Origin of the sequence: Flavobacterium geliluteum (genome assembly GCF_017948595.1) — a bacterium.
GTDB classification, from domain to species: Bacteria; Bacteroidota; Bacteroidia; order Flavobacteriales; family Flavobacteriaceae; genus Flavobacterium; species Flavobacterium flavipigmentatum.
The window spans coordinates 16,645-40,247 of sequence record NZ_JAGFBV010000026.1 but is presented as its reverse complement, the minus strand read 5'-3'; the positions used below and the strand labels follow the sequence as shown (position 1 = coordinate 40,247).

Here is a 23,603-nt window from a genome sequence, read left to right as displayed (position 1 = left end):
CTATAAGTACTTAACTGGATTTGTATTTTCTTCTGATAAAATGATGGCAAAATTAAGGATTTTTTTTCGAAGATAATCAACAATATAGTTTTTTGTATAGCGTTCGCTCTCAAAATGACCAATATCTGCCAAAAGCAACTTGTTTTCGGCTTCATAAAACTGATGGTATTTTAAATCGGCCGTCAAAAAAACATCCGCTCCCGCTTGAATAGCATTTTTTATCGCGTAACTTCCAGAACCTCCCAAGACCGCTACTTTTTTTATTTTTTTTCCTAGAAAGACAGAATGACGGATTCCATCGGCAATCATTTTGTCTTTCACGAAAGTGAGAAACTCTTTTTCATCCATTTCTGACGAAAGTTCACCAATCATTCCTAAACCAATATTTTGATGAGAATTTTCTAAAGTATAGATTTCATAAGCGACTTCTTCGTAAATATGATTCGAAAAAAGCGCTTTTAAAATTTTAGATTGTAAATGTTTTTCAAAAATAACTTCTATTTTTATTTCGGTTCCAGTGTGTAGTTTTCCTTTTTCTCCGATTACAGGATTACTCTCTTCGTTTCCTTGAAAAGTAAAAAAACCTTCGGTATTAAAACTACAATTGTCATAATTACCAATGGTTCCAGCACCAGCTTCAAACAAAGCATTTCGAACCTTTTCAGAATTATCAGGAGTGGTATAAGTGACTAATTTTTGAATAAAATTTAGCTTCGGTATTAAAACCTTAGTATTGGTTAAGCCCAAAGCATCACAGAAGATTTTATTAACGCCAGCCGAATGATTGTCTAAGGCAGTATGAACAGCATAGATAGCAATGTCATTTTTTATGGCTTTTAAAATCGCGCGCTCGACATAGTTTTTGCCTGTAATTTTCTTAATTCCCGAGAATAAAATCGGATGAAAACACACCACGAGATTGCAGTTTTTGGTAATCGCTTCTTCGATAACATTTTCCAGGGCATCATGGCAAACCAGTACGCCCGTAGTTTCGGACTGAGAATCGCCAACCAAAAGGCCAACATTGTCAAAATCTTCGGCGTAAGCCAAAGGAGCCATTTCTTCGAGAACTTCGATGATATCTTTGATTTTCATTTTAATTTTTGTTTCAGGTTTCAGGTTTCAAGTTTTTACGAGATGCAGAAAACTTGAAACTTGCAACAAATTAACGAAAAAAAATATACTTTCGTAAAATGAATCTACTTCGAAAAATACTTTTCCCATTCGCCATTTTATATGGATTTATTACTTCATTTCGGAATTTTCTTTTTGATAAAGGAGTTCTAAAATCGACTTCATTTGATATTCCTGTAATTGCAGTAGGAAATCTAAGCGTTGGCGGAACAGGAAAAACACCTCAGATAGAATATCTCATTCGATTATTATCAAACCAATATAAAATTGCTACTCTAAGTCGTGGCTACAAACGTCAGTCCAAAGGTTTTGTTTTTGCTAATGCAAGTTCAAATGCCTTGATTTTAGGAGATGAACCTTTTCAGTTTTATCAAAAATTCCCTAACATTCAGGTGGCGGTTGATGCCGATCGTACCAACGGAATTACTCAGCTTATTTCTCAGCAGGAAAGACCGCAAATAATTTTGCTTGACGATGCATATCAGCACCGAAAAGTAAAAGCCGGTTTTTATATTCTGCTTACTTCCTATGGAGATTTATATGCAGATGATTGTATGTTGCCCACTGGAAATTTGCGGGAGAGCAGGAGCGGAGCTAATCGTGCCAATATTATTATCGTGACCAAATGCCCGAAAGATTTGCCGGATGAAATACAAAATGATATTAGAAAAAAATTAAGGATTAATTCTTCGCAACAACTGTATTTTACCGGTATCGATTATGATGATTTTATTGGTGATCAAGAGAAAAAAATAGCGGTAAGCGACATAAAAAAAGAACCAAAGCTTCTTTTGGCGGGTATTGCAAAACCAAAACCTTTTTTTGATTATTTAAAAAATAAAAACGACGAATGTCTTACGTTTCCTGATCATCATCATTTTTCTGAAGCTGATATAGAATCGATTTTGATCAAAGCACAAGGCAAAAAAATTGTCACTACCGAAAAAGATTATGTACGATTGAAAGATTCTAAATTGGCGACGCAATTGTATTATTTGCCCATAAGAAGTCATTTTCTGGGTAATAAGCAAAATTTTGATGCAACAGTTTTAGAATATGTTAAAAGGAGTGCTAATTTGAATTTTGAAAACCTCTAACAAGGATCAAAATATTTGGCAATTGTACTGTAGAATTCTTCTGGTACAAATGGTTTTGTGATAACATCGTTCATTCCGTAAGATAAAAGTGTATCTCTGTTTTCGTTAAGCGAAATAGCTGTTAGGGCAATAATAGGTGTTGTTTTGTCAAATTCGCGTATTTGTTTTGTAGCTGTCGTTCCGTTAATTCCGGGCAAATGTACATCCATCAAAATCATATCAAATGGTTTTACTTTTAGTAGTTCTACAGCCTCTTCGCCGTTGTCTATTATTTGGCAGGTGACAGCTTTGTTCTCGAGCATTTTTCTTGTAATCATCTGATTGATTTTGTTGTCTTCAACTAACAAAATAGATTTGTCGCGCAACTGCAAATCATTGTAAGACTTAGCTTCTGATGCACTGAGTAACGGCTCGTTATTGATTTGGAGTTTTAACTTAAAGTTAAAAGTAGATCCTTTTCCAATTTCACTTTTTAAGTTGATCTCACCGCCCAAAATTTCGATCAATTTTTTTACAATCGTAAGTCCCAAACCCGTTCCGCCATATTTTCTGTTAATTTCGACCGAGCCTTGAACAAAACTTTCAAAAACAGTTTGCAATTTGTCCTCAGGAATTCCGATTCCGTTATCGACAATCTCAAAATAAATAGTAGCTTTTTCATCCTCAATCGAATGTAATTTTGCGATTAAATTCACATCTCCGTTTTGTGTAAACTTCAATGCATTGTTAATCAAATTCATAATGATTTGAGATATTTTGGTAGGATCGCCAATCAAATGATCGGGTATCGCTTCGTCTATTTCTAAGTTGAAATTGTTTTTGTTGGCTGCAGCCAATTCTTCGAGGGAACGCTGAATGTTAACCAATAACATTTTTAGATTAAAACCAATGTTTTCAATTTCTATTTTGGTCGAATCTATTTTGTTAATTTCGAGAATTTCATTGATAAAATTAGTCAGGTAATTGCCAGAAAATTTTAGAGATTCCAAATACTTTAATTGTGATGGATTTGGATTTTCTTCGAGTAAAAGATGTGTGATTCCGTTAATAGCATTTAAGGGAGTTCTAAGTTCATGGCTTACTGTCGATAAAAATTCAGAACGTGCTTTTGATGCTTCTTCTGCTTTATTTTTGGCCAAAATAAGTTCTTTGTTTTTCTCTCTTAAAAGTAAATTGCTTTGATTTCTAATGATGTTGTTCTTGTATAAAGCTAGACTCAGTAAGGATAATATTGAGATTAAGGCAATGGCCAGAATACTGATAAGTTTTGAGTAACGATATGTTTTGATCTGAACTTTTTCTTCGTTTTTTCTTTTTAATTCATTGTCTTTGAGTTTTTTATATTCTTCAGAATTTAAGTTGTTATTTTTAAGTTTTAAAATATACTTTTCTACAACATAATGTTCATGGAGATAGTGAAAAGCGTTTTGATACTCTTTCTGATCTTTACAATATTGACTGATTGCCAGTAATATTTTTGATTTTTGTTTGAGATCACTACTTTTTTTGCTCAAATTGAGAGCACGATTAAAATAGAAAAGTGCCGAATCATTTTTGTGAAGTTGTGTTTCGGCTAAACCAAACTGGTGGTATATCGTACCAAGTTTAAGATTTTGATTGGCTAAATCCTGAGCTTGACGAGTTTTTGTACAATAAGCTATCGATTGTTTGGTGATCCCGATAGCTTTTTTATAGTTTTTCTCTTTTAAATTTTTAGTAATGAGTTCATTGTAATAAGCAATGCTATCTGTATTCTGTTTGGTTTGAGAATACAAAAATGAATTTAAAAAACTAAAAAGAATAAAAAGTCTGTACTTCATGTTTTGCAAGCCTACTTGACATTGAATATTATTTTTTTCTTATCAGTAAAATCAAATCTATCAATCTCGACGAATACCCAATTTCGTTATCATACCATCCCACAACTTTTACCATTTTATCGATAACAGAGGTGAGTTGAGCATCAAACAAACACGAGTGTCTATTGCCTATTACGTCGACCGAAACGATTGGATCTTCTGTATAATCAAGTATTCCTTTCAGAGTACTTTTTGATGCTTTCTCAAAGGCTTCATTGATTTCTTCGATAGTTACAGCACGCTTTACATTAAACGTAATATCAGTTAATGAGCCGTCTGGAACAGGAACTCGAATCCCGCAACCTCCAATTTTATTATGCAAGTTAGGGAAAATTTTTGTTAATGCTTTGGCTGCACCAGTAGTTGTTGGTACAATTGATTGACTTGCACCTCTGGCTCTTCGTAAATCCTTGTGTGGTTGGTCGTGTAAACTTTGGTCTGTGGTGTACGAATGTATAGTGGTAATATACGCCTGCTCAATGCCACATAGCTCATTAATGATTTTGATCATCGGAGCAGCGTTGTTGGTTGTGCAACTTGCATTAGAAACAATATCTTCTTCTCCGTCTAAAATACTTTCATTAACTCCTAAAACAACTGTTTTTATGGTGTCTACTTCTGATGGAGCAGAAAGAATTACTTTTTTCGCTCCTGCGGTAATATGAGCCTGTAATTCTTCATGCGTTTTATATTTTCCGGTAGATTCTATCACAAAGTCTATAGCATTGCTTTTCCAGTCAAGATCTGCTATTTTTTTTTCGTGAAAAAACAAATAATGTTTCCCATCTACAATAATTCCTTTTTCGTCATGACTTACGGGATAAGGTAAGACACCATGAATGCTGTCATATTTTATCAAATGTGACATGGTTTTTTTGTCGGCAATATCATTGATGGCAATGACTTCAATATCAGGGTGGTTGATTAATAATCGAAATAAATTTCGACCTATTCTACCAAAACCATTAATAGCAATTCTAGTTTTCAAACTTTTTGATTATTCGGTTAATTGTTCCAACGATTAATTGGTTAATCGCTTAATCAGGTTGGTGATTACACGATTAACCAATTAAACGAATAAACTTTTTTTATAAAATGTGTTTTTGCGCTTTATAAGAAGAACGCACCAAAGGCCCGCTCTCTACATGACGGAAGCCCAATTCCAGACCAAACTTTTCGTATTTGGCAAATTGATCCGGCGTGATAAATTCCTTTACAGGTAAATGTTTTTTACTGGGTTGCAGATATTGCCCAATAGTTACGACATCTACATTCGCATTTCGCAAGTCGGTCATGGTCTGAAAAACTTCTTCTTCAGTTTCGCCAAGACCCAACATAATGCCCGATTTGGTTCTGTTGATTCCTTTTTCTTTCAGATAGCGCAAAACTTCGAGACTACGATCATATTTTGCCTGAATACGCACTTCTCTTGTTAAACGTCGAACGGTTTCTACGTTGTGCGACACCACTTCGGGATTGGCTGCTACAATTCTGTCTATATTTCTTTCAATTCCTTGAAAATCAGGAATTAAAGTCTCAAGAGTGGTATTTGGGTTCATTCTACGAATCGCTTTTACGGTTTCTATCCAAATAATAGAACCTCCATCTTTCAAATCATCTCTGTCTACACTCGTAATTACAGCATGTTTGATGTTCATTATTTTTATAGAGCGCGCTACTTTTTCAGGTTCGTCCCAATCTACCGTTTCTGGTCGTCCCGTTTTTACACCGCAAAACCCACAAGAGCGTGTACATACGTTACCCAAAATCATAAACGTAGCTGTTCCTTCGCCCCAGCATTCGCCCATATTCGGGCAACTTCCAGAAGTACAAATGGTGTTTAAGCTATATTTATCGACCAAACCACGAAGTTCGGTATATTTTTGTCCAATAGGAAGTTTAACTTTTAACCATTTAGGTTTTCCTGTTGGTATATTTTCAGTAATAGTTTCCATATATTTAAATTCAAAATGCAAAGATAAGCATTGTAGTTTATTTCAAGATTGGTTTAGAGGTTATTTTGATAAGCAGCCTTTTTTAGTTATCCAATTAAAAAATTTACAAAAGAGTTAAATGTTAAAATGCTTAATTGAAGTATTTTATATTGTTAATTTTTTTGTTTTTTAAACTGTTATTTCTTTAAAACAATAGTATTGTAAATTATTTTAAGATTTAGGAAAAATAAGTACCTTTAAAGTGAAATTCTTTAAGCTGATAAAATTTTATTCGGCATTAAAATTGTAGTACATTTGGTGTTAAATAAATAAAAATAAAAAATGAAAAAGAAATTTATAGTTTTAGGAGTGTTGTTTGCCATGTTTGGTGTTACAAAAACGAATGCGCAAATTAATCTGGGAGACAGAGCGATGGGAGCTGTTTCTAAAGGGATTTCCGGATTTACTTTTAGTGATGCTGATGCAGCAACGTTGTCGAAGGCGGCTGTAGCACAAATGGATAAAGAGCATGAAGTTGCGGGACCAACAGACCCTTACACCTTGAGATTGAACAGGGTTTTTGGGAAACATACCGCCGGAGACGGATATACTTTAAATTATAAAGTGTATAAAATAAAAGAGGTGAATGCTTTTGCCACAGCAGATGGCAGTGTGCGTGTTTATTCTGGCTTGATGGATATCATGGATGATAACGAATTACTAGCTGTAATTGGTCACGAAATTGGTCACGTTGCCAACCACGACTCCAGAGATGCGGTAAAGGCTGCTTATCAAAAAGAAGCGCTAATAGATGCTGTAGCGTCTCAATCTAAAACTGTTAGTACGCTTACCGATAGTGAATATGGAAAAATTGGTAGTGCGATGATTGATAGCAAACATAGCCGTAAACAAGAAGCCGAAGCCGATTTGTTTTCGTATGATTTTTTGAAAAAAAATGGTTATAATGTAAACGCCGAAGAATCTGCATTTAGAATTTTGGCTAAAATGAGTGAAGGTGCAGAAGCTTCCTTTATTGATCAGATGATGAGTTCGCATCCAGATTCTAAGAAAAGAGCTGAGGATGCAAAAATGAGAGCAGAAAAGGACGGAATGTACAAGCCTTATGTGCAGCAAAAAATTGTAAATACGGTACCTGTTCCAGCTAAGAAAAAAGCAGTTAAAAAAACAGCTACTAAAAAGAAATAATTTTTAGTAAAAAAAATAAAACCCGACAGATTTTGAAATTTTCCTTCAAATGTGTCGGGTTTGCTGTTTTTATGGGTTAACCTAAAACGTGATGTGCTAGTACTTTTTGCACTTCATAAACATTTACAGATTTATTAAATTGTTTGATGATACTGGGTTGCAATTCGCTGGAAACCCAAATTTTTAATTCGGCATCGAGATCAAACGTACCTGCTGTTTCTACACTAAATCTTGTAATGCTTTTGTATGCAATAGATTTGTATTCGGTTTTGCTTCCTGTAAGACCTTGTTTGTCTACCAAAATCAATCGCTTGTTGGTAAAGATAAAAGTGTCTCTGATGAGTTTGAAACCCATTTCGATTTCTTCATTTGCCGTCAAAAGCTGACCGTAATTTTTAATTAATTCTTCTTGATTCACAGCGCCTGCGTTACCAAGAATAGCAGAAAATATTCCCATTTTTTTGTTTTTTTAATTGAATTGTTGCTTTTTACTTTATAATTTGTAAAAATAGAAGTTTTGAATATGTTTTACGAATTAACTTTCAATTTTATTAAAAATGGTGTTAGAATCAGAGCAATCATTAAAGCCGAAATTATAGAAACAATGGCGTTTCCGATCGCATTAATGTTGAAGTTAACTGATAATCTAATCATTAGAATAAATAAAACTAATACTGCTACAATAAACCAATATTTTTTATTGGGATAAGACTTGTAAATTTTGTTTTTTGGCATCTTTAATAATGAGAGTATAATGACAAACATTCCCACTAAAGAACTTAAATGTTGTGCGATTTTATAGTATGGAATTTCAAAATCAGCAATATAGATAGTGTTTTGAAGAACCTTAATTTCATTGACAAAATAACCGGTTTCATGAGTAAAACTGTCCCAGAAAAGATGAGAAGCAATTCCGATTAGAAAGGAGATGATTATGACAATCCAGTTTTCTTTGAAATAATCATTCCAATTAAATTCGGTAAAAAATAAAACTCTTGATTTAATTACTTTAGGTAGATTATAGAATAAACTGTCGCGAACAATATTGTGAAAGACAAAAGCTAGTAAAAGACCAAGAGGCAAATCAAACCAGAAAATTCCATAAACAGTATGGCTGTAAGTGCTTTGAACTTTCATTCGAAGAAAATATTCAAAATCTGGAGTTAGGGTGCCAATAATAAGGCTGGTGAGAGAAAACCATTTTTTTGGTAAAAAATGTAGAGGTAAAACGATTGCTGGATGCGAAAAAGTAAAAGGCATTTAGGAATTTGATTATTTTTAAAAGGTAAATTTAAAATTTTAGATTGATGATATAAAAAAAGCAGAACCTAAATTCTGCTTTTTGCTTTTTATTATTCTGCTTCCGTTTTTATGGTAATTGGAAGGCTGTATAAGGTTCGTACTGCTTTTCCGTTAAGAATTCCAGGACTCCATTTTGTTTTTATTGATTTTAAGACACGAATCGCTTCTTTTCCAATGCCATATCCCGGGTCATTTTTTACCATGACATCAGTGATAGAACCGTCTTTTTCGATCACAAAAGTAACATATACTTTTAATGTTCTTTCGGCATCTAGTTCCGGTCTGTTGAAATTGTTGCCAACATAAGTGTAAAATTTGCTCATTCCTCCAGGAAATTCCGGCATTTTGTCTAGTACGCCTGGTGCAACCGGATCATTTGTAGGGGCTGCTGGCTGCATTGCTTCGCCACCACCTGTTGATGGTAATACATTAGTAACTCCTGTAGTTCCAGTGGTCGAAGTATTGTCTGAAACTGGCGTGTTGTTGTTATTAACAGCAATTTCAGTTGTTGCTTGCTCCGTAGGAACGATTTCCGGGTTTACCAACTGATCTGTTTCTGATGAAGTTGCGGCGGCTTGTTGCTGTTGCTGAATTGGTTCTTCTGTCCTAGGTTGCTCAATTCGAGGCGTTAAATCGACTGGTGTAATAGGGTCAGTAAAAGCTTCCGGCGGAGCTGGTGCCACATTGACGTGACTAAATTTACTTACTAAAGCAGATACGCTTCCAATAGTTGCTATAATTAGCAAGGCCATGAATAATGCTGCGAATGAATTTTTTGAGGTTTCTTGGCGCAATTGATAAGCACCGTACTCTTTGTTTTTGTTCTCGAAAACAAGGTCAGTCCATTTGGTTTCGTAAAGGCTTAATTTTGACATAATTGATTGGATTTTAAGGTTAAGTAACATTAAATCATAAGCATCATTTTTTGGTTGGGACTCATTACGAAATCGATTGAGTTTTTATTAAGTTAGTATTTAGATAATTAAGAAAAAAGATACTAATATCTTAATCTTTTCTTAAAGATAATGAATTATCTGTTACTTTCGATGATTTCTGCTAATAATTTTTTAGCGCGTAGTAATTTTACTTTGACATTACTCAAAGGTTCGTCAATTTTTACTGCAATTTCCTGATAACTCATTTCCTGAAAATAGCGTAACTGAATGACTTCCTGATAATGTGGTTTGAGTTCTTTAACACATTGTAGTAATCGGGAGAGGTTTTGCTCCTTAATTAAAGCATCTTCTGCAGACGGAGTGGTGTCGGCAATATTGTAAGCTTGTTGGTCTTCGGCGTCTGTGATTTCTATAAAAAGATTGGTTTTTCTTTTACGTAACAAATCAATATAGACATTTTTTGCAATAGCAATTAGCCAAGTGTTAAATTGAAATTCAGAGTTGTATGAAGCAATTTTGTCAAAGGCTTTGGCAAACGTTTCAATTGCAATATCTTCTGCTGTGGTTTCGTTTTCGGTGCGTTTTAGCATAAAACCGTACACTTCATTCCAGTAATAATCTAATAAAAAAGTGAAGGCTATTTGGTCGCCTTTTTTTGCTTTTTCTATTTTAGAATTTATTTCCAATGTACAGGTTTTGAAAAGATATTAGTAATAAAGATATTAATTTGTGTAAATATAAGCGCTATTTCTAAAACGGGAAACCAAATTTTAATATCGTGTTCCTTTAGTTTGCCCGCAGAAAAACCTACTACAATCCATGCAATGGTGTAACGTGTGGCAAGCAAAGCCAGTACAGCGATCCATTGAAATTGGAAAGCCAATAAAACGATAACTGATAAAAAGAAAAATAATTGTGAGCTGTAGAAAATTCCCAACTGAATTTTATCAAAAGCTTTGTAGTAATTTGCTGTAGTAACGTGTCGTCTTTTTTGGGTGAACCACTCTTTGTAGCTTTCTTTTGGTTTTGAATACGTAAAACTTTCGGGGATGTACGAAATAGAAGTATTGGCTTTATTGGCAGCCTGATTGATAAATAAATCGTCGTCTCCCGAACGAACCTGAATGTGCTCTATAAAGCCATTTACATTAAAAAATTCTTCTTTTTTATACGCTAAGTTGCGACCAACACCCATATATGGCAAGCCTACTTTTGCCCACGAGAAATATTGTAGCGCGGTACAAACGGTTTCAAAACGAATGATTTTATTCAATAAAGAACGCTCTATTTTTTCATAACCTCCATATCCTAAAACAATGGTTTTATTCATTGTAAATTGAGAAGTCATTGCCGTGATCCATTCTGTAGAGGTTGGGTAACAGTCGGCGTCTGTAAATAACAAATACTCTTTTTTGGATGCTTTTATTCCTAATGTCAAGGCATATTTTTTGTTGCCCCAAAAGGCTTCGTTGTTTTGCACTTTTACCAAACGAATATTGGAATATTGTTTTTCAAATTCTTCAAAAACTTCTAATGTTTCGTCGCTGGACGCATCATCAATCAAAACAATTTCGAAATCAGGATAATTTTGCTGAGCCAGTAGCGGAATAAAGTTTTTTACGTTTTCTTCTTCGTTTTTGGCACAAACAATTACAGAAACCGGAAGGTTTTTTTGTGTGATTTGTTGCGGTTTAGCAAAAGCAAATTTTCCAAAGATTCCTAAATAATAAGCAATTTGGATTACAACAATAGCAATAAAAAAGTAAAAAGTAATTGTAAGCATCTGATTTTAATGTCTTTTAATTTCAAGTCTTGCGCGTGCAAATGTACTTATGAATTCTTAATTTTCAATACCTAAAACCAATTTACTTTCGGCATTTAGACATTTCTTTTGCAACGGCAATAGCCTGAGGGTTTTCGGTTTTTTCTAACGCTGTGATTATGTTTTTATAATTAGTATCATCTCTGTTCTGAGACATTTTTTTAGTGGCTTGGATTTCATCAATTTCTATTTCAAAAGCATAGATTCCTCTGGCTTCGCGCATTGTTTTTTCAGACAAATCCTCGATGCGTACTGGGTTTGCAGAGTTGGCTTCGTATTTGTCTACTAATTTTTTTAAAGATGCAATTGCTGCCTCTTCGTCTACAATTTTTATGCGGCCGTAAACATGTACGGCAATATAATTCCATGTCGGTACATTTTCGTGGTCGTACCAAGAGGAAGAAATGTACGCATGTGGTCCTGTAAAAACCGCCAAAACCTGATCGTTTTCTGCAAAACCTTCCGCTTGCGGATTGAGTTTAGAAAGATGTCCCTGCAGAATTTCTTGTCCATCAGCATTCATCTCCAGCTCTATCGGAATGTGAGTTGCACACAACTTTCCGTGAGTTTGATTGATTAAAATTCCAAAACTATTTTCTTTAAGAAAAGTTCTTATGGCTTCCTGATCTTCGTTTTTATAGAGGTTGGGTGTGTACATAACAATTTTTTTGTCCTTAATTTAAAATGTCTTTATTATAAATTTGTGTTTTAAATCACATTGACTTCTGCTTCGATAGCGATGCCAAATGTTTCAAAAACAGTTGTTTGAACGGCTTTTGAAACGGCTAATATTTCCTGACCTGTAGCATTACCATAATTGACCAAAACCAACGCTTGATTTTTATGTACTCCTGCATCGCCAAAACGTTTTCCTTTAAAACCTGCCTGTTCGATCAACCATCCGGCGGGTACTTTTACTTCGGTTTCTGAAACTTCGTAGAATTTCATTTCGGGAAATTTTTGATGAATAGGTTCAAAATCTGTTTTTAATAAAATAGGGTTTTTAAAAAAACTACCACTATTTCCTAATTCTTTTGGGTCGGGTAATTTGCTTTTTCTGATGGCAATTACGGCATTGCTCACGTCTTTTAGGGTGGGAGCAGTGACGTTGTTTTTTGCCAATTCGGTGGTAATATCACCGTACGAAATATTTATTTTATGATTGCGTTTGGTGAGTTTGTACACTACCGAAGTAATGATGTATTGGTCTTTGGCTTTGTTTTTAAAGATACTTTCGCGATAGCCAAAATTACATTCGGCATTGGTGAAAGTTTTTGTTTCCTGAGTGGTCATGTTCATGGCGTTGCAGGAAACAAAGGTGTCTTTTATTTCGGTTCCGTAGGCGCCAATGTTCTGCACGGGCGTGGTGCCAACGTTGCCCGGAATGAGTGACATGTTTTCTAAACCTCCAAAATTATGGTCAATTGTCCAGAGAACAAAATCATGCCAGTTCTCGCCAGCCTGACTTTCTACCCAAACAAAATCATCGTTTTCTTCGATTATTTTTTTGCCTTTTAAATCAATATGAATCACCAAAGCATCAATATCTTGGGTTAAAAGCATGTTGCTGCCGCCACCTAAAATAAATTTTTTCTGCGTTTTGTTTTCCTCTAAAATACTTTTTAATTCAGCTATCGAATGCACAGCGATAAACTGTTTTGCCTTGGCTTCGATACCAAAAGTGTTGTGGTTTTTTAGAGAAAAATTAGATTGAATTTCCATAAATAAAAGACTTTTTTGAAGAATTGATTCCGACTTCAAAAGTAAGGATTATAATTTATTTGTGTTGAATTTTGAAGAAATATCCAATAGGGATTTTGGATGTATTTCTTCAATAAAATAAATAACGTTTTGCGGCTTGTTGAAAGAGCAAAGCAATACGAAAATAGGGCGTTGTTGAATTTTATACCTTAAAAAGATCAATACTTTTCATCCAAAAGATATCTGATGCTAAGAATTGTAGTTTTGTTTTGATTATTTTGTCTGTTTTATTTCTTGGAGATTTGATGATCAATCGTGCTTTGGTGTTGGTAAAGTCTAGAGCATGTTTGTCGTCAAAATCTTTTTCTTTATCAGCAAAAAATGAAACCACGTTGTTTGCTATCGTCCAGTTTCCTTTGCCGTATTTATTGCTCTCGGGTGGAATTCCAGACTTAATATTTGAATAGTAGTGGAAGAAAAATGTGCCGTCTGGATTTAGCGTCAGATTGTATTTGAGTAAATGAGTCTCTTTGTTTTCGAGTTGAAGCGTGTAGTTACCAACCACTTTTTCTGCCTGAGCGAAAGAGGCGAGATTAGTAATAAAAAATATAATTGTAACGATTGCTTTCATGGTTTTTTATGGCTAATTGGTAAAAGAGAGGTGTTTTTTTGCCTAGTACTTCTTTTTATTACAAACGAAGTTATCGAAAATTTTGTTACTGTTTTAATTTATGCGTTTTCCATACGTTTTTAGACTTTGTGCATGCATTTTCAGACTTTGTGTATGCGTTTACAGAGATTGTGCATGCGTTTATAGACTTTGTGTATGCATTAATAGAGATTGTGCATACGTTTTCAGACTTTCTGTATGCGTTTATAGAGATTGTGCATGCGTTAATAGAGATTGTGCATACGTTTATAGAGATTGTGTATGCGTTTTCAGAGATTGTGCATGCATTTATAGAGACCGCGTAACTATATTTTTTAGTTATAACTTTGTCGGTATTCGATTGGTGTTAAATTGGTTTTGGTTTTGAATAATTTGCTGAAAGATTGTGGGTATTCAAAACCTAAATGGTAGGCAATTTCACTAACAGTCAAATTGGTGGTAGTTAGAATTTCTTTTGCTTTTTCGATAAGTTTATCATGTATGTGTTGTTGCGTATTTTGTCCTGTGAGGTTTCGCAACATATCACTTAAATAAGAAGAAGAAACATGGAGTTCGGTGGCTAGTTTTTCGACCGTTGGTAATTTTAAATCGGAATTATCACTAAAATAATTTTCTAAAAGATGCTCAAAGTTGGTTAGCAAGTCATTGGTTGCCATTTTTCGGGTAATAAATTGCCTGTTGTAGAAACGGTTGCAGTAACTTAAAAGTAACTCGAGATTGGAGACGATCACGTCTTGACTAAAATTATCTAATCTCGAATTTATTTCTTTTTGTATGTTTTGCACAAGGGCTTCCAACGTTTTTTCTTCCTCTTCTGAAAGATGCAGTGCTTCGTTTACTCCGTAAGAAAAAAAGCCGTAATTTTTGATTGCCTTGCCCAACGGATATTGCCTGATGAGGTCAGGATGGAACAATAATGACCAGCCATCTGTGTTTCTATCCTCTTCGTTATCGACGCTAATGATTTGGTTGGGCGCAATAAAAGACATTGTGCCATCGTCAAAATCATAGCGATTTTTGCCGTATTTTAATTTTCCTTTAAAACTTCGTTTGATGGATATATTATAAAAATCTAAAAGCAGTTTTTGAGACGAAGGCAGATTGTTTTTTTGGGTTTGAGCATGATCAATTATGGTAATTAAAGGATTTAAGGGACTTGGTAAGCCCATAAAAGTGTGTAATTCTTTTACCGAAACAATTTTTTTTATGTTTTGTTCTGTGTTTTTCATCATCAAAAATGAGCAGGCAGCATTATTTTACTGCCTGCTAGTATGTAAATTTAAGCATTTAAAAAATCAACTCCTGCACTACTTCTGTCCATCGTCATGATTTCTAAAACATTTGCAGGATATTCTACAGGCAATTTGCTGACTTCGTTTAACAAATCTAATTCTTCTTTTGTAAATGTAACCGCAACCGCTTTTAGATTGTCCTGAAGCTGATGTAATTTGGTAGCACCAATAATCACGCTGCTTACAACGGGCTGATGTAATAACCACGCCAATGCCAGTTGAGAAACTGAAACCTTTTTTTGCTCTGCCATTGGTATCAGTACGTCTAAAACATCGTAGGCTCTGTCTTCGTGAAAAGGAGGGAACGGAAAATTGTTTAATCGGCCTTCTTGGTTGCTTCCGTTTCTGGTGTATTTGCCTGTAAGCAAGCCACCACTTAAAGGGCTCCAAACCATTAAACCTACTTTTTGGTCAAGGAGCATTGGTACAATTTCTCGTTCTGCATCTCTTACATCTAAGGAGTAATTGGCTTGAAGAGAGGCAAATTTATCCAAATGATTGTAGTGCGAATATCCCACACCTTTCATTAATTGCCAAGCCGACATGTTGCTAGCACCAAAGTATCTTATTTTGCCGCTTCGTACTAAATCGTCTAGTGTTTTAATGGTTTCTTCGATGGGCGTTAAAGGATCGGCTGTGTGAATTTGATAAAGATCAATATAGTCGGTGCCGAGTCTTTTTAGGCTGGCTTCGACTTGCTGAATAATGTGTTTTTTTGAAAGTCCTCTGTCGTTTTCGCCATTACCCATTGAACCTCTGACTTTGGTAGCCAAAACCAAATCGTCTCTGTTGATCGAAAGATTTTTGATGGCCTGTCCGATCATCGTCTCAGAAAGCCCTTCTGAATAAATATTTGCGGTGTCAATAAAGTTTACGCCAGCTTCTGTTACGGTTTTTATTTGTTCATCAACTGCTTTCTGATCAAGATTGCCCATGTAGCCAAAGAAACCTTTTCCTCCGTAATTCATTGTGCCCAAACAAAGTGTTGAAACTTTCAATCCTGTATTTCCTAAAATTTTGTACTTCATCTTTTTTTACTTTAATTGTGAAGTACAAAAGTCAGCAGTTTATCTAGCGTATACGTGTTCAAAATGAAGTTGTTTGTGTTCAAAATGAAGTTGGATACTTCTGCGGTCTGTGGATGTTATTATTATTGAAGTTTAAACATGTGAATTAATTTCATCACATATTGTTTTCAGACGCTATTATTTTTGCAAATTCAACAATGCATGATATTGTTCAGAAATGATTTTCATGTTAAGATCATAATTTGCGTTTTCTTCAACAAACTTTCTGTTTTGTAGAATGGCCTGATTTCGGGAAGCGGAATTTTCAAAAGTCAATACCAATGCTTCGGCAAGTTTTTCGATATTGTCAATTTCAATCAATTGTCCGTTTTGTCCGTGTGTAATCCAACTTTGATTTCCAGGAATGTCTGAAACGATAGGGTAAGTACAACAAGCCATTGCTTCAAATAAAGAAGCCGAAACTCCTTCTGTAGTGGGCATGCTGATATAAATATTCGATTCTTGTAATAATTTAGGAAGGGTTGTATTAGGAATTCTTCCAGTAAAAATCACCTTGTTGTCAATTTGTAATGCTGTGGCTAAATCTTTCAGAAATTGCAAACGACTTCCATCTCCCACAATTGTCAGCGAAAAGTCAATTTGTTTCTGATGTAAAATTCCGAAAGCTTTCAGGATAATTTCATGGCGGTATTCGGGCTGTAAAGAGCGGGTGACAATGGCTTCGATTTTGTTTGAAGTATTGATCGAAGGTGTAAAAAGCGATAAGTCAATTCCTTTTGGAAGCACCAAAACTTTGCGCATATCAACACCAATGGCTTTCATAGAAACGGTCATGACGGGGCCCCAAGCGTGAATTAAATGTGCTTTTTTGAAGGCATGTTTTTGTATTAATTTCTTGAAAGGATATAAAAAAGAACCTTCCGGCCATAAATCGGTGCGGCCTTGTTGGGCAATAGCAATGGTTTTCATACCAGAAATAGCAGCGAGAAAGCCGTAACTGGTGGTGCGCTCGGCAATAATCATGTCGGGCTGTTCTTTTCGAATGGTTTTTCGAATCGAAATAGGAGCAAAGAGGTATTCGAGAATTCGTTTGAATTTCTTGCTGTTTGGAGTTTGCAGTTCCCAGGTGCAAATTTCAAAATCGCCAAATTCTTTCAGGCCCTTCATCCAAGTAATGGCGTCTGCTCGGTAAGATTCTCCAAGAAAAAGTATTTTCCTTTTGTTCATCAAGTGATTTGTTTTTTGCCACAGATTAAAAGATTTTTTAATGTGTGCGAATCCTTCAAATCAGTGGCGACCTTTTTAAAATTTAAAATTCTTCTGTTTCTAAAGCGCGATTGATGAATTCGTTCAGAGGTTTTAAAGCGATTAATCTCTGACTCATTTTGGTCACAAAATCTTTTTGAGTGACTTCTGAAATATCAAATTTTTGAGCAGCCGTAAAGCTTTTTAGTTTTAAGAACTCAATTGCAGGATGGTCTTTTTCGTAACCTCTTGGCGGATTTTTAAGCGCATTACTTTCGTTAACATCCAAACTGCCAAACTCTTTTTTGAAGTTTTTATCGTTCAGAATAGCTTCTAAATCATCGTAAAAAAAAGCAATTTCTTTGCGTACTTTTTTTAGTTCTTCCGCTTCAGGCGAATAAAATCCTCCAGCGATAAAACTCGCCCCTTTTTCGATATGAAGGTAATAACCAGAACGATTTTGACCTTTAGCGCCAGACGAGAGCCAAATGCCTAAATGTGCTTTATAAGGTGATTTGTCTTTAGAAAAACGAATGTCACGATTGATTCTGAATGTGCAATTTTTAACTTCTAATAATTCTAAAGATGGGTCCAGCGGTTTCATCGCATCCAGAAAGTCTTGCACCAATTGGTGATAGTCTTTCTTGAAAATCTCGTATCGTTTTTTTTGGTCTTGAAACCAATCTCTATTATTGTTCTTTTTTAAATCGTCTAAAAATTGCAATGATTCTTTCGTTAGCATATTGAGTATTTATTGCAGTTGTTTTTTTAAAATTTTGCTTTCGCTAAAGTAATGATTTTTAAAATTTACTAAATCACAAATTGAATATTTTGTAACTCTGATGCGTCGATTTTACAATGGCTTCTGTTCTTTCGGGATGTGTGTCTGAAATGAATAACTGGCCAAAAGTTTCGCTGTTGACCATTTCGACAATTTTAGCAACGCGGCTTTCGTCTAATTTGTCAAAAATATCATCAAAGAGCAAGATAGGTTTTACACCACTTTGTTTTTTCAAAAATTCAAATTGTGCTAATTTTAAAGCAATTAAAAATGACTTTTGCTGACCTTGTGAGCCGAATTTTTTTATGGGATGCGAATCAATTTCAAAAGATAAATCGTCTTTGTGAATGCCTACGCTTGTATAATGCAATGCTCTGTCTTTGTTGATGTTTTCTTGTAAAAGCGTCAGTAAGTCTTTTTCATACAAATGACTTTCGTAAACCAATTGCACCGATTCTTCGGCGCCTGTTATTGCTTGGTGGTGTGCCTTAAATATAGGTATAAATTGTGCAAGGAATTCTTTTCGTTTTTCAAAAATAGATTGTCCGATGCCGTTTAGCTGCTCATTATATATAGACAAGGTATCGTTGTCAAAAGTATGATTGAGGGCAAAATATTTGAGCAGAGCGTTGCGCTGCACAATTATTTTTTGGTATTGAATGAGCTGATGCAAATAAGTCGTATCGAGTTGCGAGATCACACTGTCCATAAATTTACGACGGGTTTCGCTTCCTTCTACAATTAAATCGCGATCGGCAGGCGAAATAATCACCAGAGGAATAAAACCAATGTGGTCTGAGAATTTATCGTAGGCTTTTCCGTTTCTTTTTAAGATTTTCTTTTGCCCTTTTTTTAAACTGCATACAATTTGCTCGGTTCTTTCATTTTTTTCGAGTTCGGCATCAATTACAAAAAACTCTTCACCGTGTTTGATGTTTTGCACCGCCAACGGATTAAAATAGCTTTTTCCGTATGCCAAATGATAAATTGCATCGAGCACATTTGTCTTTCCGATTCCGTTTTTTCCAACAAAACAATTGATTTTGTGGTCGAATTCGAAACTGGCTTCGGAGAAATTTTTATAATTGAATAAAGAAATTTTGTTTAAATGCATTTTTAAGGGACTGAAATGGTAATGTTTGGCGTTTTAGAGCCGTAGTAATTTGAGGGTGCAAATTATTGAAAATTATCGATATAATGGGCTTTTGGGCTTTTTGAAGATGAATTATTTTACTGTCTAAATGAAACAACTTCTTGATAATCGAATTATTTTTTATAAAATTAGCTATAAAGTTGATTTTTTATACTTCAGTTTCAATAAAAATTTTATTTTTGCCGTTCACTAAATTAATTTTAAATGGCTACTTACAATAAAAGAGGATATAAAACACCAAAAGAAAAGGAAGTTAAAGAAGTTGTTACCGAAGATCAACAAGTAATCATTGATGAGAAAGATAGTACAACTGCTGGTGTTTTTTCAAAATTAGATGAAACAGCTTCTAAAACAGAAGACTGGGTTGCTAAAAATCAAAAAATTATTATTGGATTAGTTGCTGGTATTGCTGTTGCAACTATTGGATATTTGGCTTATCAAAAATTTATTGAAGCTCCTAAACAAGATGAGGCTGCTAACGAAATGTTTGTTGCACAACAAAACTTTCAGAAAGCAACAGAAGGTGTAGCAAGCGATTCATTATACAAATTGGCATTGAATGGTTCTGAAGGAAAATTTGGATTTGTAAAAATTGCTGACGAATATTCTGGTACAGATGCTGGAAATTTGGCTAATTATTATGCGGGTATGGCTTACCTAAATACAGGTAAATTTGACGAAGCTATTAAATATTTAGGTGATTTTAAATCGGAAGATTTAATTTTAAGTGCTCTGGCCAAAGGCGGAATTGGAGATGCATATTCTCAAAAAAACAAGCAAAAAGAAGCTTTAGACTATTATGTAAAAGCAGCAGAATCTAACAAAAATGATTTTACAACGCCTCGTTTTTTATTAAAAGCAGGGAAAACGGCTTTGGCTTTAGGTCAGAAAGAAGATGCTTTGAAATATTTTACAGATATTAAAGACAATTATGATGCAACACCAGAAGCAGCTTCTGTTGATGCTTTAATTGGATTGGCGCAATAATATAATTTATGGAGTTCAGATTTTAGATTTTAGATTTGTATTTTTGCAATCTGAAATCTTAATTCTAAAATATACAGATGGCTACCGAAAATAAAAATTTATCAGAATACGATAAAAACACGATCCCAAATGCGAAAGATTTTCGATTTGGGATTGTTGTTTCTGAATGGAACGAAACCATAACCGAAGGACTTTACACAGGCGCTTTTGAAGCATTAATCGATTGTGAAGTTCCTGCCCAGCAAATTATTCGTTGGAATGTTCCGGGGAGTTTTGAACTGATTTACGGCGCAAAAAAAATGTTGCAAACACAAAATGTAGATGCCGTTATTGTTATTGGATGTGTAATTCAGGGGCAGACAAAGCATTTTGATTTTGTTTGCGAAGGTGTTACGCAAGGAATTAAGGACTTGAATGTTCAAACCGATATTCCGGTTATTTTTTGTGTTTTGACAGACAATACTATGCAACAGTCTATTGACAGAAGTGGAGGAATTCACGGAAACAAAGGAACTGAAGCAGCGATTGCGGCTATCAAAATGGCTTACATTCGTCAACAGGCTTCTATGTCACATCCTTTTAATCAGCCGTTGCTATCATCGGGGGCTCTTCAAATTGAAGAAACTCCAATAAAAATAGAAAACGAATAGAACATCATTGTTTTAAAATAATAAAACCTATGCTGTGTAAAAATAGTGTAGGTTTTTTGTTTTTTTTATGACAAGACTTATTCTGAAAGCCCATAGAAATTCATTAAATTTGTACACCTTGGTTTAGATTTTAAATCAAAAATCAAAAATCTTTAATCGACAATCAAAAATTTTCAATGTCTAGTATTATTCAATTACTTCCTGATCACGTTGCTAATCAAATTGCCGCTGGAGAAGTGGTTCAAAGACCCGCTTCAGTTGTAAAAGAATTGCTGGAAAATGCTGTTGATGCAAAGGCAACCGACATTAAATTAATCATTAAAGATGCCGGAAAATCACTGGTTCAGGTTATTGATAATGGTATGGGAATGAGTGTTACTGATGCTCGTTTGTGTTTTGAACGTCATGCCACCTCAAAAATTCGTCAGGCCGAAGATTTATTTTCACTACATACAAAAGGGTTTCGAGGTGAGGCTTTGGCTTCTATTGCGGCAATTGCCCACATGGAAATGAAAACCAAACAGGATCAGGAAGAGTTAGGAACACATATTGTAATAGAAGGCAGTAAATTTGTGTCGCAAGAAGTTGCCGTTTTGCCAAAAGGAACGTCTTTTGCTGTCAAAAATTTGTTTTTTAATATTCCTGCCAGACGAAATTTCTTAAAATCAGATACGGTAGAATTTCGTCATGTTATGGATGAGTTTCAGCGTGTAGCTTTGGCACATCCCAATATTCATTTTACCTTTTATCATAACGGAAGTGAAATGTACAATCTGCCGGCAGCTGGATATCGCCAGCGTGTTGTAGGGATTTTTGCAGGTAAAACCAATGAAAAACTGGTTCCGGTCAATGAAGATACCGAAATTATAAATGTGCAGGGATTCGTTTGTAAGCCTGAATTTGCCAAGAAAAACAGGGGAGAGCAGTTCTTTTTTGTTAACGATCGTTTTATTAAAAGTGGTTATTTGCATCATGCTGTGATGGCTGCTTATGACGGATTGCTTAAAGATGGCTCGCAACCTAGCTATTTTTTGTATTTGCAGGTGCCGCCCAACACCATCGATATTAACATTCATCCTACCAAAACAGAGATTAAGTTTGATGATGAGCAGGCTTTATATGCGATTTTAAGAGCTTCGATAAAGCATAGTTTAGGTCAGTTTAATGTAGCGCCAGTTTTAGATTTTGATCGTGACGCCAATTTAGACACGCCTTATCACTATAAAGATATAGAGGCAGAAACACCCACTATTCAGGTAGATGGTACTTTTAATCCTTTTACAGATGACAAAACCAATCAGCATTATGCTAAAGCCAGTTCTGGATCTGGAGGAAATTTTAGTTCGGGTTCCTATTCAGGATATAATAAAAGAGTAGAGCCAACAGCGAGCTGGGAAAGTTTGTACGTGGGTCTGGAAACAGATACCATAGAAAGTTCTCCTTTTACGTTCGAAAACGAAGAGGTAACTTCGTCATTATTTAATGATGATGAGGTAGAACAGGCCATTCATAAAACATATCAAATACATAAAAAATATATTGTTTCGCCAATAAAGTCGGGAATGGTCATTGTCGATCAAAAGCGGGCGCATGAGCGTATTTTATACGAACAATTTTTGCTGAATATGACGGTTAATCAGGCTTTGAGCCAGCAATTGTTATTTCCTTTAAATTTGTTTTTCTCGTCAAGCGAAATGAAACTAATCGAAGAATTAAAACCTTCACTCGCCACAACAGGTTTTGTTTTTGAGGAAGCCCAAAGTGATCATGTGGTGATTTCCGGAATTCCCGTAAACATCACCGAAAGTGAAGTTTCGCTTGTAATCGAACAGTTGGTGAGTGATCTGCAAGACGGAATTCCAGCGAGCAGTTACAGCCAAAATGATACCATAGCCAAATCTATGGCCAAAATTTTAGCAGTTAAAACTGGATCTTATTTAACCGAAAAAGAACAGGACAACATTGTAAATGGGTTGTTTGCCTGTAAAGATCCTAATATTTCACCTTTTCAAAAACCAACTTTCATCACCATGCGTGTGGAAGATATTGATAAAAAGTTTGCCTTATGATGAACGTGACTCCTGTAGTAAAACAATTATTGATCATTAACATCATCTTTTTTATAGGATCTCAGCTTGTGCCTGTATCGTATGAATATTTTATGATGTTTTTTCCGGAAAACCCTGGTTTTAAGCTTTGGCAGCCTCTTACGCACATGTTTATGCACGCAGGAATTGGGCATATTGCTTTTAATATGTTTGCTTTGTATTCATTTGGTTCTACTTTAGAACATTTTTGGGGAGGAAAGAAGTTTTTGTTCTTTTACATTTCGTGTGGTTTGGGAGCTGCGCTGATTAATTATGCTGTAAATTATTATTTCTTTCAAGATGGTTTGAATACTTTGGTAAACAGTGGGTTTCCAAAAAGTACTATTTTAAATCTTTTACACGATGGAAAAATCGATACGAGATGGCAACAGCTTTTGTCTGTTTCTCAATATCAACATTTTATAAGTTCGTATTTAGGAACTGTTTTAGGGGCCTCAGGCGCTGTTTACGGATTGATGGTGGCTTTTGTGTTTATGTTTCCTAATGCTGAGTTAGGACTTTTGTTTATTCCTATTCCGATAAAAGCTAAGTATTTTGTTCCAGGTTATATCCTTTTATATGATGGGTTCTTCGGAATATTTGGAAACTCATTTTTGGGACTTAACGACGGAGTAGCACATTATGCACATATTGGAGGAGCTTTATTTGGCTTTCTGATTATGTGGTATTGGAAAAAAAATCAATTTAATAAAAATCGTTGGAATTAATTTTTAATTTAGATAGAAAATAGAAAACCAA

23 protein-coding genes are annotated in these 23,603 nt (G+C 34.9%); 6 read left to right on the top strand and 17 right to left on the bottom strand.

The window, feature by feature from the left end; translation table 11 throughout:
* Complete coding sequence (locus J3495_RS15015; RefSeq protein WP_210667355.1) at positions 1–1,095, bottom strand: Nif3-like dinuclear metal center hexameric protein; 1,095 nt, start codon at positions 1,093–1,095, stop codon at positions 1–3.
* 98 nt (positions 1,096–1,193) lie between these two features.
* Here J3495_RS15015 and lpxK point away from each other — a divergent pair, with 98 nt between their 5' ends.
* Positions 1,194–2,231, top strand: coding sequence for a tetraacyldisaccharide 4'-kinase (gene lpxK / locus J3495_RS15010; RefSeq protein ID WP_210667354.1), 1,038 nt, complete (start codon positions 1,194–1,196; stop codon positions 2,229–2,231).
* Here the strand turns inward: lpxK and J3495_RS15005 are convergent.
* The 3 genes from J3495_RS15005 to lipA form a co-directional block, all read right to left on the bottom strand.
* A complete protein-coding gene (locus J3495_RS15005) occupies positions 2,228–4,051 on the bottom strand; it encodes an ATP-binding protein (protein WP_210667353.1) in 1,824 nt (607 codons plus the stop codon). The genes lpxK and J3495_RS15005 overlap by 4 nt on opposite strands.
* A gap of 28 nt (positions 4,052–4,079) precedes the next feature.
* Complete coding sequence (gap, locus tag J3495_RS15000) at positions 4,080–5,078, bottom strand: type I glyceraldehyde-3-phosphate dehydrogenase (RefSeq protein WP_210667352.1); 999 nt, start codon at positions 5,076–5,078, stop codon at positions 4,080–4,082.
* A gap of 100 nt (positions 5,079–5,178) precedes the next feature.
* Positions 5,179–6,045, bottom strand: a complete 867-nt coding sequence (lipA, locus tag J3495_RS14995) for a lipoyl synthase (RefSeq protein WP_210667351.1) — start codon at positions 6,043–6,045, stop codon at positions 5,179–5,181.
* Between the two features lie 321 nt (positions 6,046–6,366).
* On the opposite strand from lipA, the gene J3495_RS14990 reads away from it, so the two are divergent.
* Complete coding sequence (locus J3495_RS14990) at positions 6,367–7,230, top strand: M48 family metalloprotease (RefSeq protein WP_210667350.1); 864 nt, start codon at positions 6,367–6,369, stop codon at positions 7,228–7,230.
* A 76-nt stretch (positions 7,231–7,306) separates the two neighbouring features.
* Here J3495_RS14990 and J3495_RS14985 read toward each other — a convergent pair whose 3' ends face one another.
* The 13 genes from J3495_RS14985 to recF form a co-directional block, all read right to left on the bottom strand.
* A complete protein-coding gene (locus J3495_RS14985; RefSeq protein WP_210667349.1) occupies positions 7,307–7,687 on the bottom strand; it encodes a PH domain-containing protein in 381 nt (126 codons plus the stop codon).
* Between the two features lie 71 nt (positions 7,688–7,758).
* A complete protein-coding gene (locus J3495_RS14980) occupies positions 7,759–8,490 on the bottom strand; it encodes a DUF4184 family protein (protein WP_210667348.1) in 732 nt (243 codons plus the stop codon).
* Between the two features lie 92 nt (positions 8,491–8,582).
* Positions 8,583–9,407: an energy transducer TonB gene (locus tag J3495_RS14975; RefSeq protein WP_210667347.1), complete on the bottom strand. Its 825-nt coding sequence runs from the start codon at positions 9,405–9,407 to the stop codon at positions 8,583–8,585.
* Between the two features lie 155 nt (positions 9,408–9,562).
* Positions 9,563–10,114 (bottom strand): RNA polymerase sigma factor, encoded by a 552-nt coding sequence (locus tag J3495_RS14970; protein ID WP_210667346.1) that lies wholly within the window; start codon positions 10,112–10,114, stop codon positions 9,563–9,565.
* Positions 10,105–11,211 (bottom strand): glycosyltransferase, encoded by a 1,107-nt coding sequence (locus J3495_RS14965; protein ID WP_210667345.1) that lies wholly within the window; start codon positions 11,209–11,211, stop codon positions 10,105–10,107. Before J3495_RS14965 ends, J3495_RS14970 begins: the two co-directional genes overlap by 10 nt.
* A gap of 82 nt (positions 11,212–11,293) precedes the next feature.
* Positions 11,294–11,908 carry an FMN-binding negative transcriptional regulator gene (locus J3495_RS14960; protein WP_210667344.1) on the bottom strand — a complete coding sequence of 205 codons (615 nt, stop codon included), beginning with the start codon at positions 11,906–11,908 and terminating at the stop codon, positions 11,294–11,296.
* A gap of 50 nt (positions 11,909–11,958) precedes the next feature.
* Positions 11,959–12,972 carry a UDP-N-acetylmuramate dehydrogenase gene (gene murB / locus J3495_RS14955; protein WP_210667343.1) on the bottom strand — a complete coding sequence of 338 codons (1,014 nt, stop codon included), beginning with the start codon at positions 12,970–12,972 and terminating at the stop codon, positions 11,959–11,961.
* A gap of 181 nt (positions 12,973–13,153) precedes the next feature.
* Positions 13,154–13,582 carry a hypothetical protein gene (locus J3495_RS14950; protein WP_210667342.1) on the bottom strand — a complete coding sequence of 143 codons (429 nt, stop codon included), beginning with the start codon at positions 13,580–13,582 and terminating at the stop codon, positions 13,154–13,156.
* Between the two features lie 353 nt (positions 13,583–13,935).
* A complete protein-coding gene (locus J3495_RS14945) occupies positions 13,936–14,853 on the bottom strand; it encodes a helix-turn-helix domain-containing protein (protein ID WP_317192644.1) in 918 nt (305 codons plus the stop codon).
* A gap of 47 nt (positions 14,854–14,900) precedes the next feature.
* On the bottom strand, positions 14,901–15,941 hold the full coding sequence (locus tag J3495_RS14940) for an aldo/keto reductase (RefSeq protein ID WP_210667341.1): 1,041 nt from the start codon (positions 15,939–15,941) through the stop codon (positions 14,901–14,903).
* A gap of 177 nt (positions 15,942–16,118) precedes the next feature.
* Positions 16,119–17,168, bottom strand: coding sequence for a glycosyltransferase (locus J3495_RS14935; RefSeq protein ID WP_210667383.1), 1,050 nt, complete (start codon positions 17,166–17,168; stop codon positions 16,119–16,121).
* 82 nt (positions 17,169–17,250) lie between these two features.
* The gene (locus J3495_RS14930; RefSeq protein WP_210667340.1) at positions 17,251–17,928 is read right to left on the bottom strand and encodes a DUF2461 domain-containing protein; all 678 of its coding nucleotides are present in this window, start codon (positions 17,926–17,928) and stop codon (positions 17,251–17,253) included.
* A gap of 73 nt (positions 17,929–18,001) precedes the next feature.
* A complete protein-coding gene (recF, locus tag J3495_RS14925; protein WP_210667339.1) occupies positions 18,002–19,081 on the bottom strand; it encodes a DNA replication/repair protein RecF in 1,080 nt (359 codons plus the stop codon).
* A gap of 243 nt (positions 19,082–19,324) precedes the next feature.
* Between recF and J3495_RS14920 the strand changes: the two genes are divergently transcribed.
* The 4 genes from J3495_RS14920 (at position 19,325) to J3495_RS14905 (ending at position 23,572) form a co-directional block, all read left to right on the top strand.
* Positions 19,325–20,107, top strand: a complete 783-nt coding sequence (locus J3495_RS14920; RefSeq protein WP_210667338.1) for a tetratricopeptide repeat protein — start codon at positions 19,325–19,327, stop codon at positions 20,105–20,107.
* Between the two features lie 77 nt (positions 20,108–20,184).
* The gene (gene ribH / locus J3495_RS14915) at positions 20,185–20,757 is read left to right on the top strand and encodes a 6,7-dimethyl-8-ribityllumazine synthase (RefSeq protein ID WP_210667337.1); all 573 of its coding nucleotides are present in this window, start codon (positions 20,185–20,187) and stop codon (positions 20,755–20,757) included.
* A gap of 176 nt (positions 20,758–20,933) precedes the next feature.
* Entirely contained in the window at positions 20,934–22,826 is a 1,893-nt protein-coding gene (mutL, locus tag J3495_RS14910) for a DNA mismatch repair endonuclease MutL (RefSeq protein ID WP_210667336.1), read from the top strand.
* On the top strand, positions 22,823–23,572 hold the full coding sequence (locus tag J3495_RS14905) for a rhomboid family intramembrane serine protease (protein WP_210667335.1): 750 nt from the start codon (positions 22,823–22,825) through the stop codon (positions 23,570–23,572). Before mutL ends, J3495_RS14905 begins: the two co-directional genes overlap by 4 nt.
* Positions 23,573–23,603 lie beyond the last annotated feature (31 nt).

Bases quoted from the DNA above. Each gene is read 5' to 3' on its own strand.
- J3495_RS15015 (WP_210667355.1), bottom strand. From the start codon at position 1,095: ATGAAAATCAAAGATATCATCGAAGTTCTCGAAGAAATGGCTCCTTTG.
- lpxK (WP_210667354.1), top strand. From the start codon at position 1,194: ATGAATCTACTTCGAAAAATACTTTTCCCATTCGCCATTTTATATGGA.
- J3495_RS15005 (WP_210667353.1), bottom strand. From the start codon at position 4,051: ATGAAGTACAGACTTTTTATTCTTTTTAGTTTTTTAAATTCATTTTTG.
- lipA (WP_210667351.1), bottom strand. From the start codon at position 6,045: ATGGAAACTATTACTGAAAATATACCAACAGGAAAACCTAAATGGTTA.
- J3495_RS14990 (WP_210667350.1), top strand. From the start codon at position 6,367: ATGAAAAAGAAATTTATAGTTTTAGGAGTGTTGTTTGCCATGTTTGGT.
- J3495_RS14985 (WP_210667349.1), bottom strand. From the start codon at position 7,687: ATGGGAATATTTTCTGCTATTCTTGGTAACGCAGGCGCTGTGAATCAA.
- J3495_RS14980 (WP_210667348.1), bottom strand. From the start codon at position 8,490: ATGCCTTTTACTTTTTCGCATCCAGCAATCGTTTTACCTCTACATTTT.
- J3495_RS14975 (WP_210667347.1), bottom strand. From the start codon at position 9,407: ATGTCAAAATTAAGCCTTTACGAAACCAAATGGACTGACCTTGTTTTC.
- J3495_RS14965 (WP_210667345.1), bottom strand. From the start codon at position 11,211: ATGCTTACAATTACTTTTTACTTTTTTATTGCTATTGTTGTAATCCAA.
- J3495_RS14960 (WP_210667344.1), bottom strand. From the start codon at position 11,908: ATGTACACACCCAACCTCTATAAAAACGAAGATCAGGAAGCCATAAGA.
- murB (WP_210667343.1), bottom strand. From the start codon at position 12,972: ATGGAAATTCAATCTAATTTTTCTCTAAAAAACCACAACACTTTTGGT.
- J3495_RS14950 (WP_210667342.1), bottom strand. From the start codon at position 13,582: ATGAAAGCAATCGTTACAATTATATTTTTTATTACTAATCTCGCCTCT.
- J3495_RS14945 (WP_317192644.1), bottom strand. From the start codon at position 14,853: ATGATGAAAAACACAGAACAAAACATAAAAAAAATTGTTTCGGTAAAA.
- J3495_RS14940 (WP_210667341.1), bottom strand. From the start codon at position 15,941: ATGAAGTACAAAATTTTAGGAAATACAGGATTGAAAGTTTCAACACTT.
- J3495_RS14935 (WP_210667383.1), bottom strand. From the start codon at position 17,168: ATGAACAAAAGGAAAATACTTTTTCTTGGAGAATCTTACCGAGCAGAC.
- J3495_RS14930 (WP_210667340.1), bottom strand. From the start codon at position 17,928: ATGCTAACGAAAGAATCATTGCAATTTTTAGACGATTTAAAAAAGAAC.
- recF (WP_210667339.1), bottom strand. From the start codon at position 19,081: ATGCATTTAAACAAAATTTCTTTATTCAATTATAAAAATTTCTCCGAA.
- J3495_RS14920 (WP_210667338.1), top strand. From the start codon at position 19,325: ATGGCTACTTACAATAAAAGAGGATATAAAACACCAAAAGAAAAGGAA.
- ribH (WP_210667337.1), top strand. From the start codon at position 20,185: ATGGCTACCGAAAATAAAAATTTATCAGAATACGATAAAAACACGATC.
- mutL (WP_210667336.1), top strand. From the start codon at position 20,934: ATGTCTAGTATTATTCAATTACTTCCTGATCACGTTGCTAATCAAATT.
- J3495_RS14905 (WP_210667335.1), top strand. From the start codon at position 22,823: ATGATGAACGTGACTCCTGTAGTAAAACAATTATTGATCATTAACATC.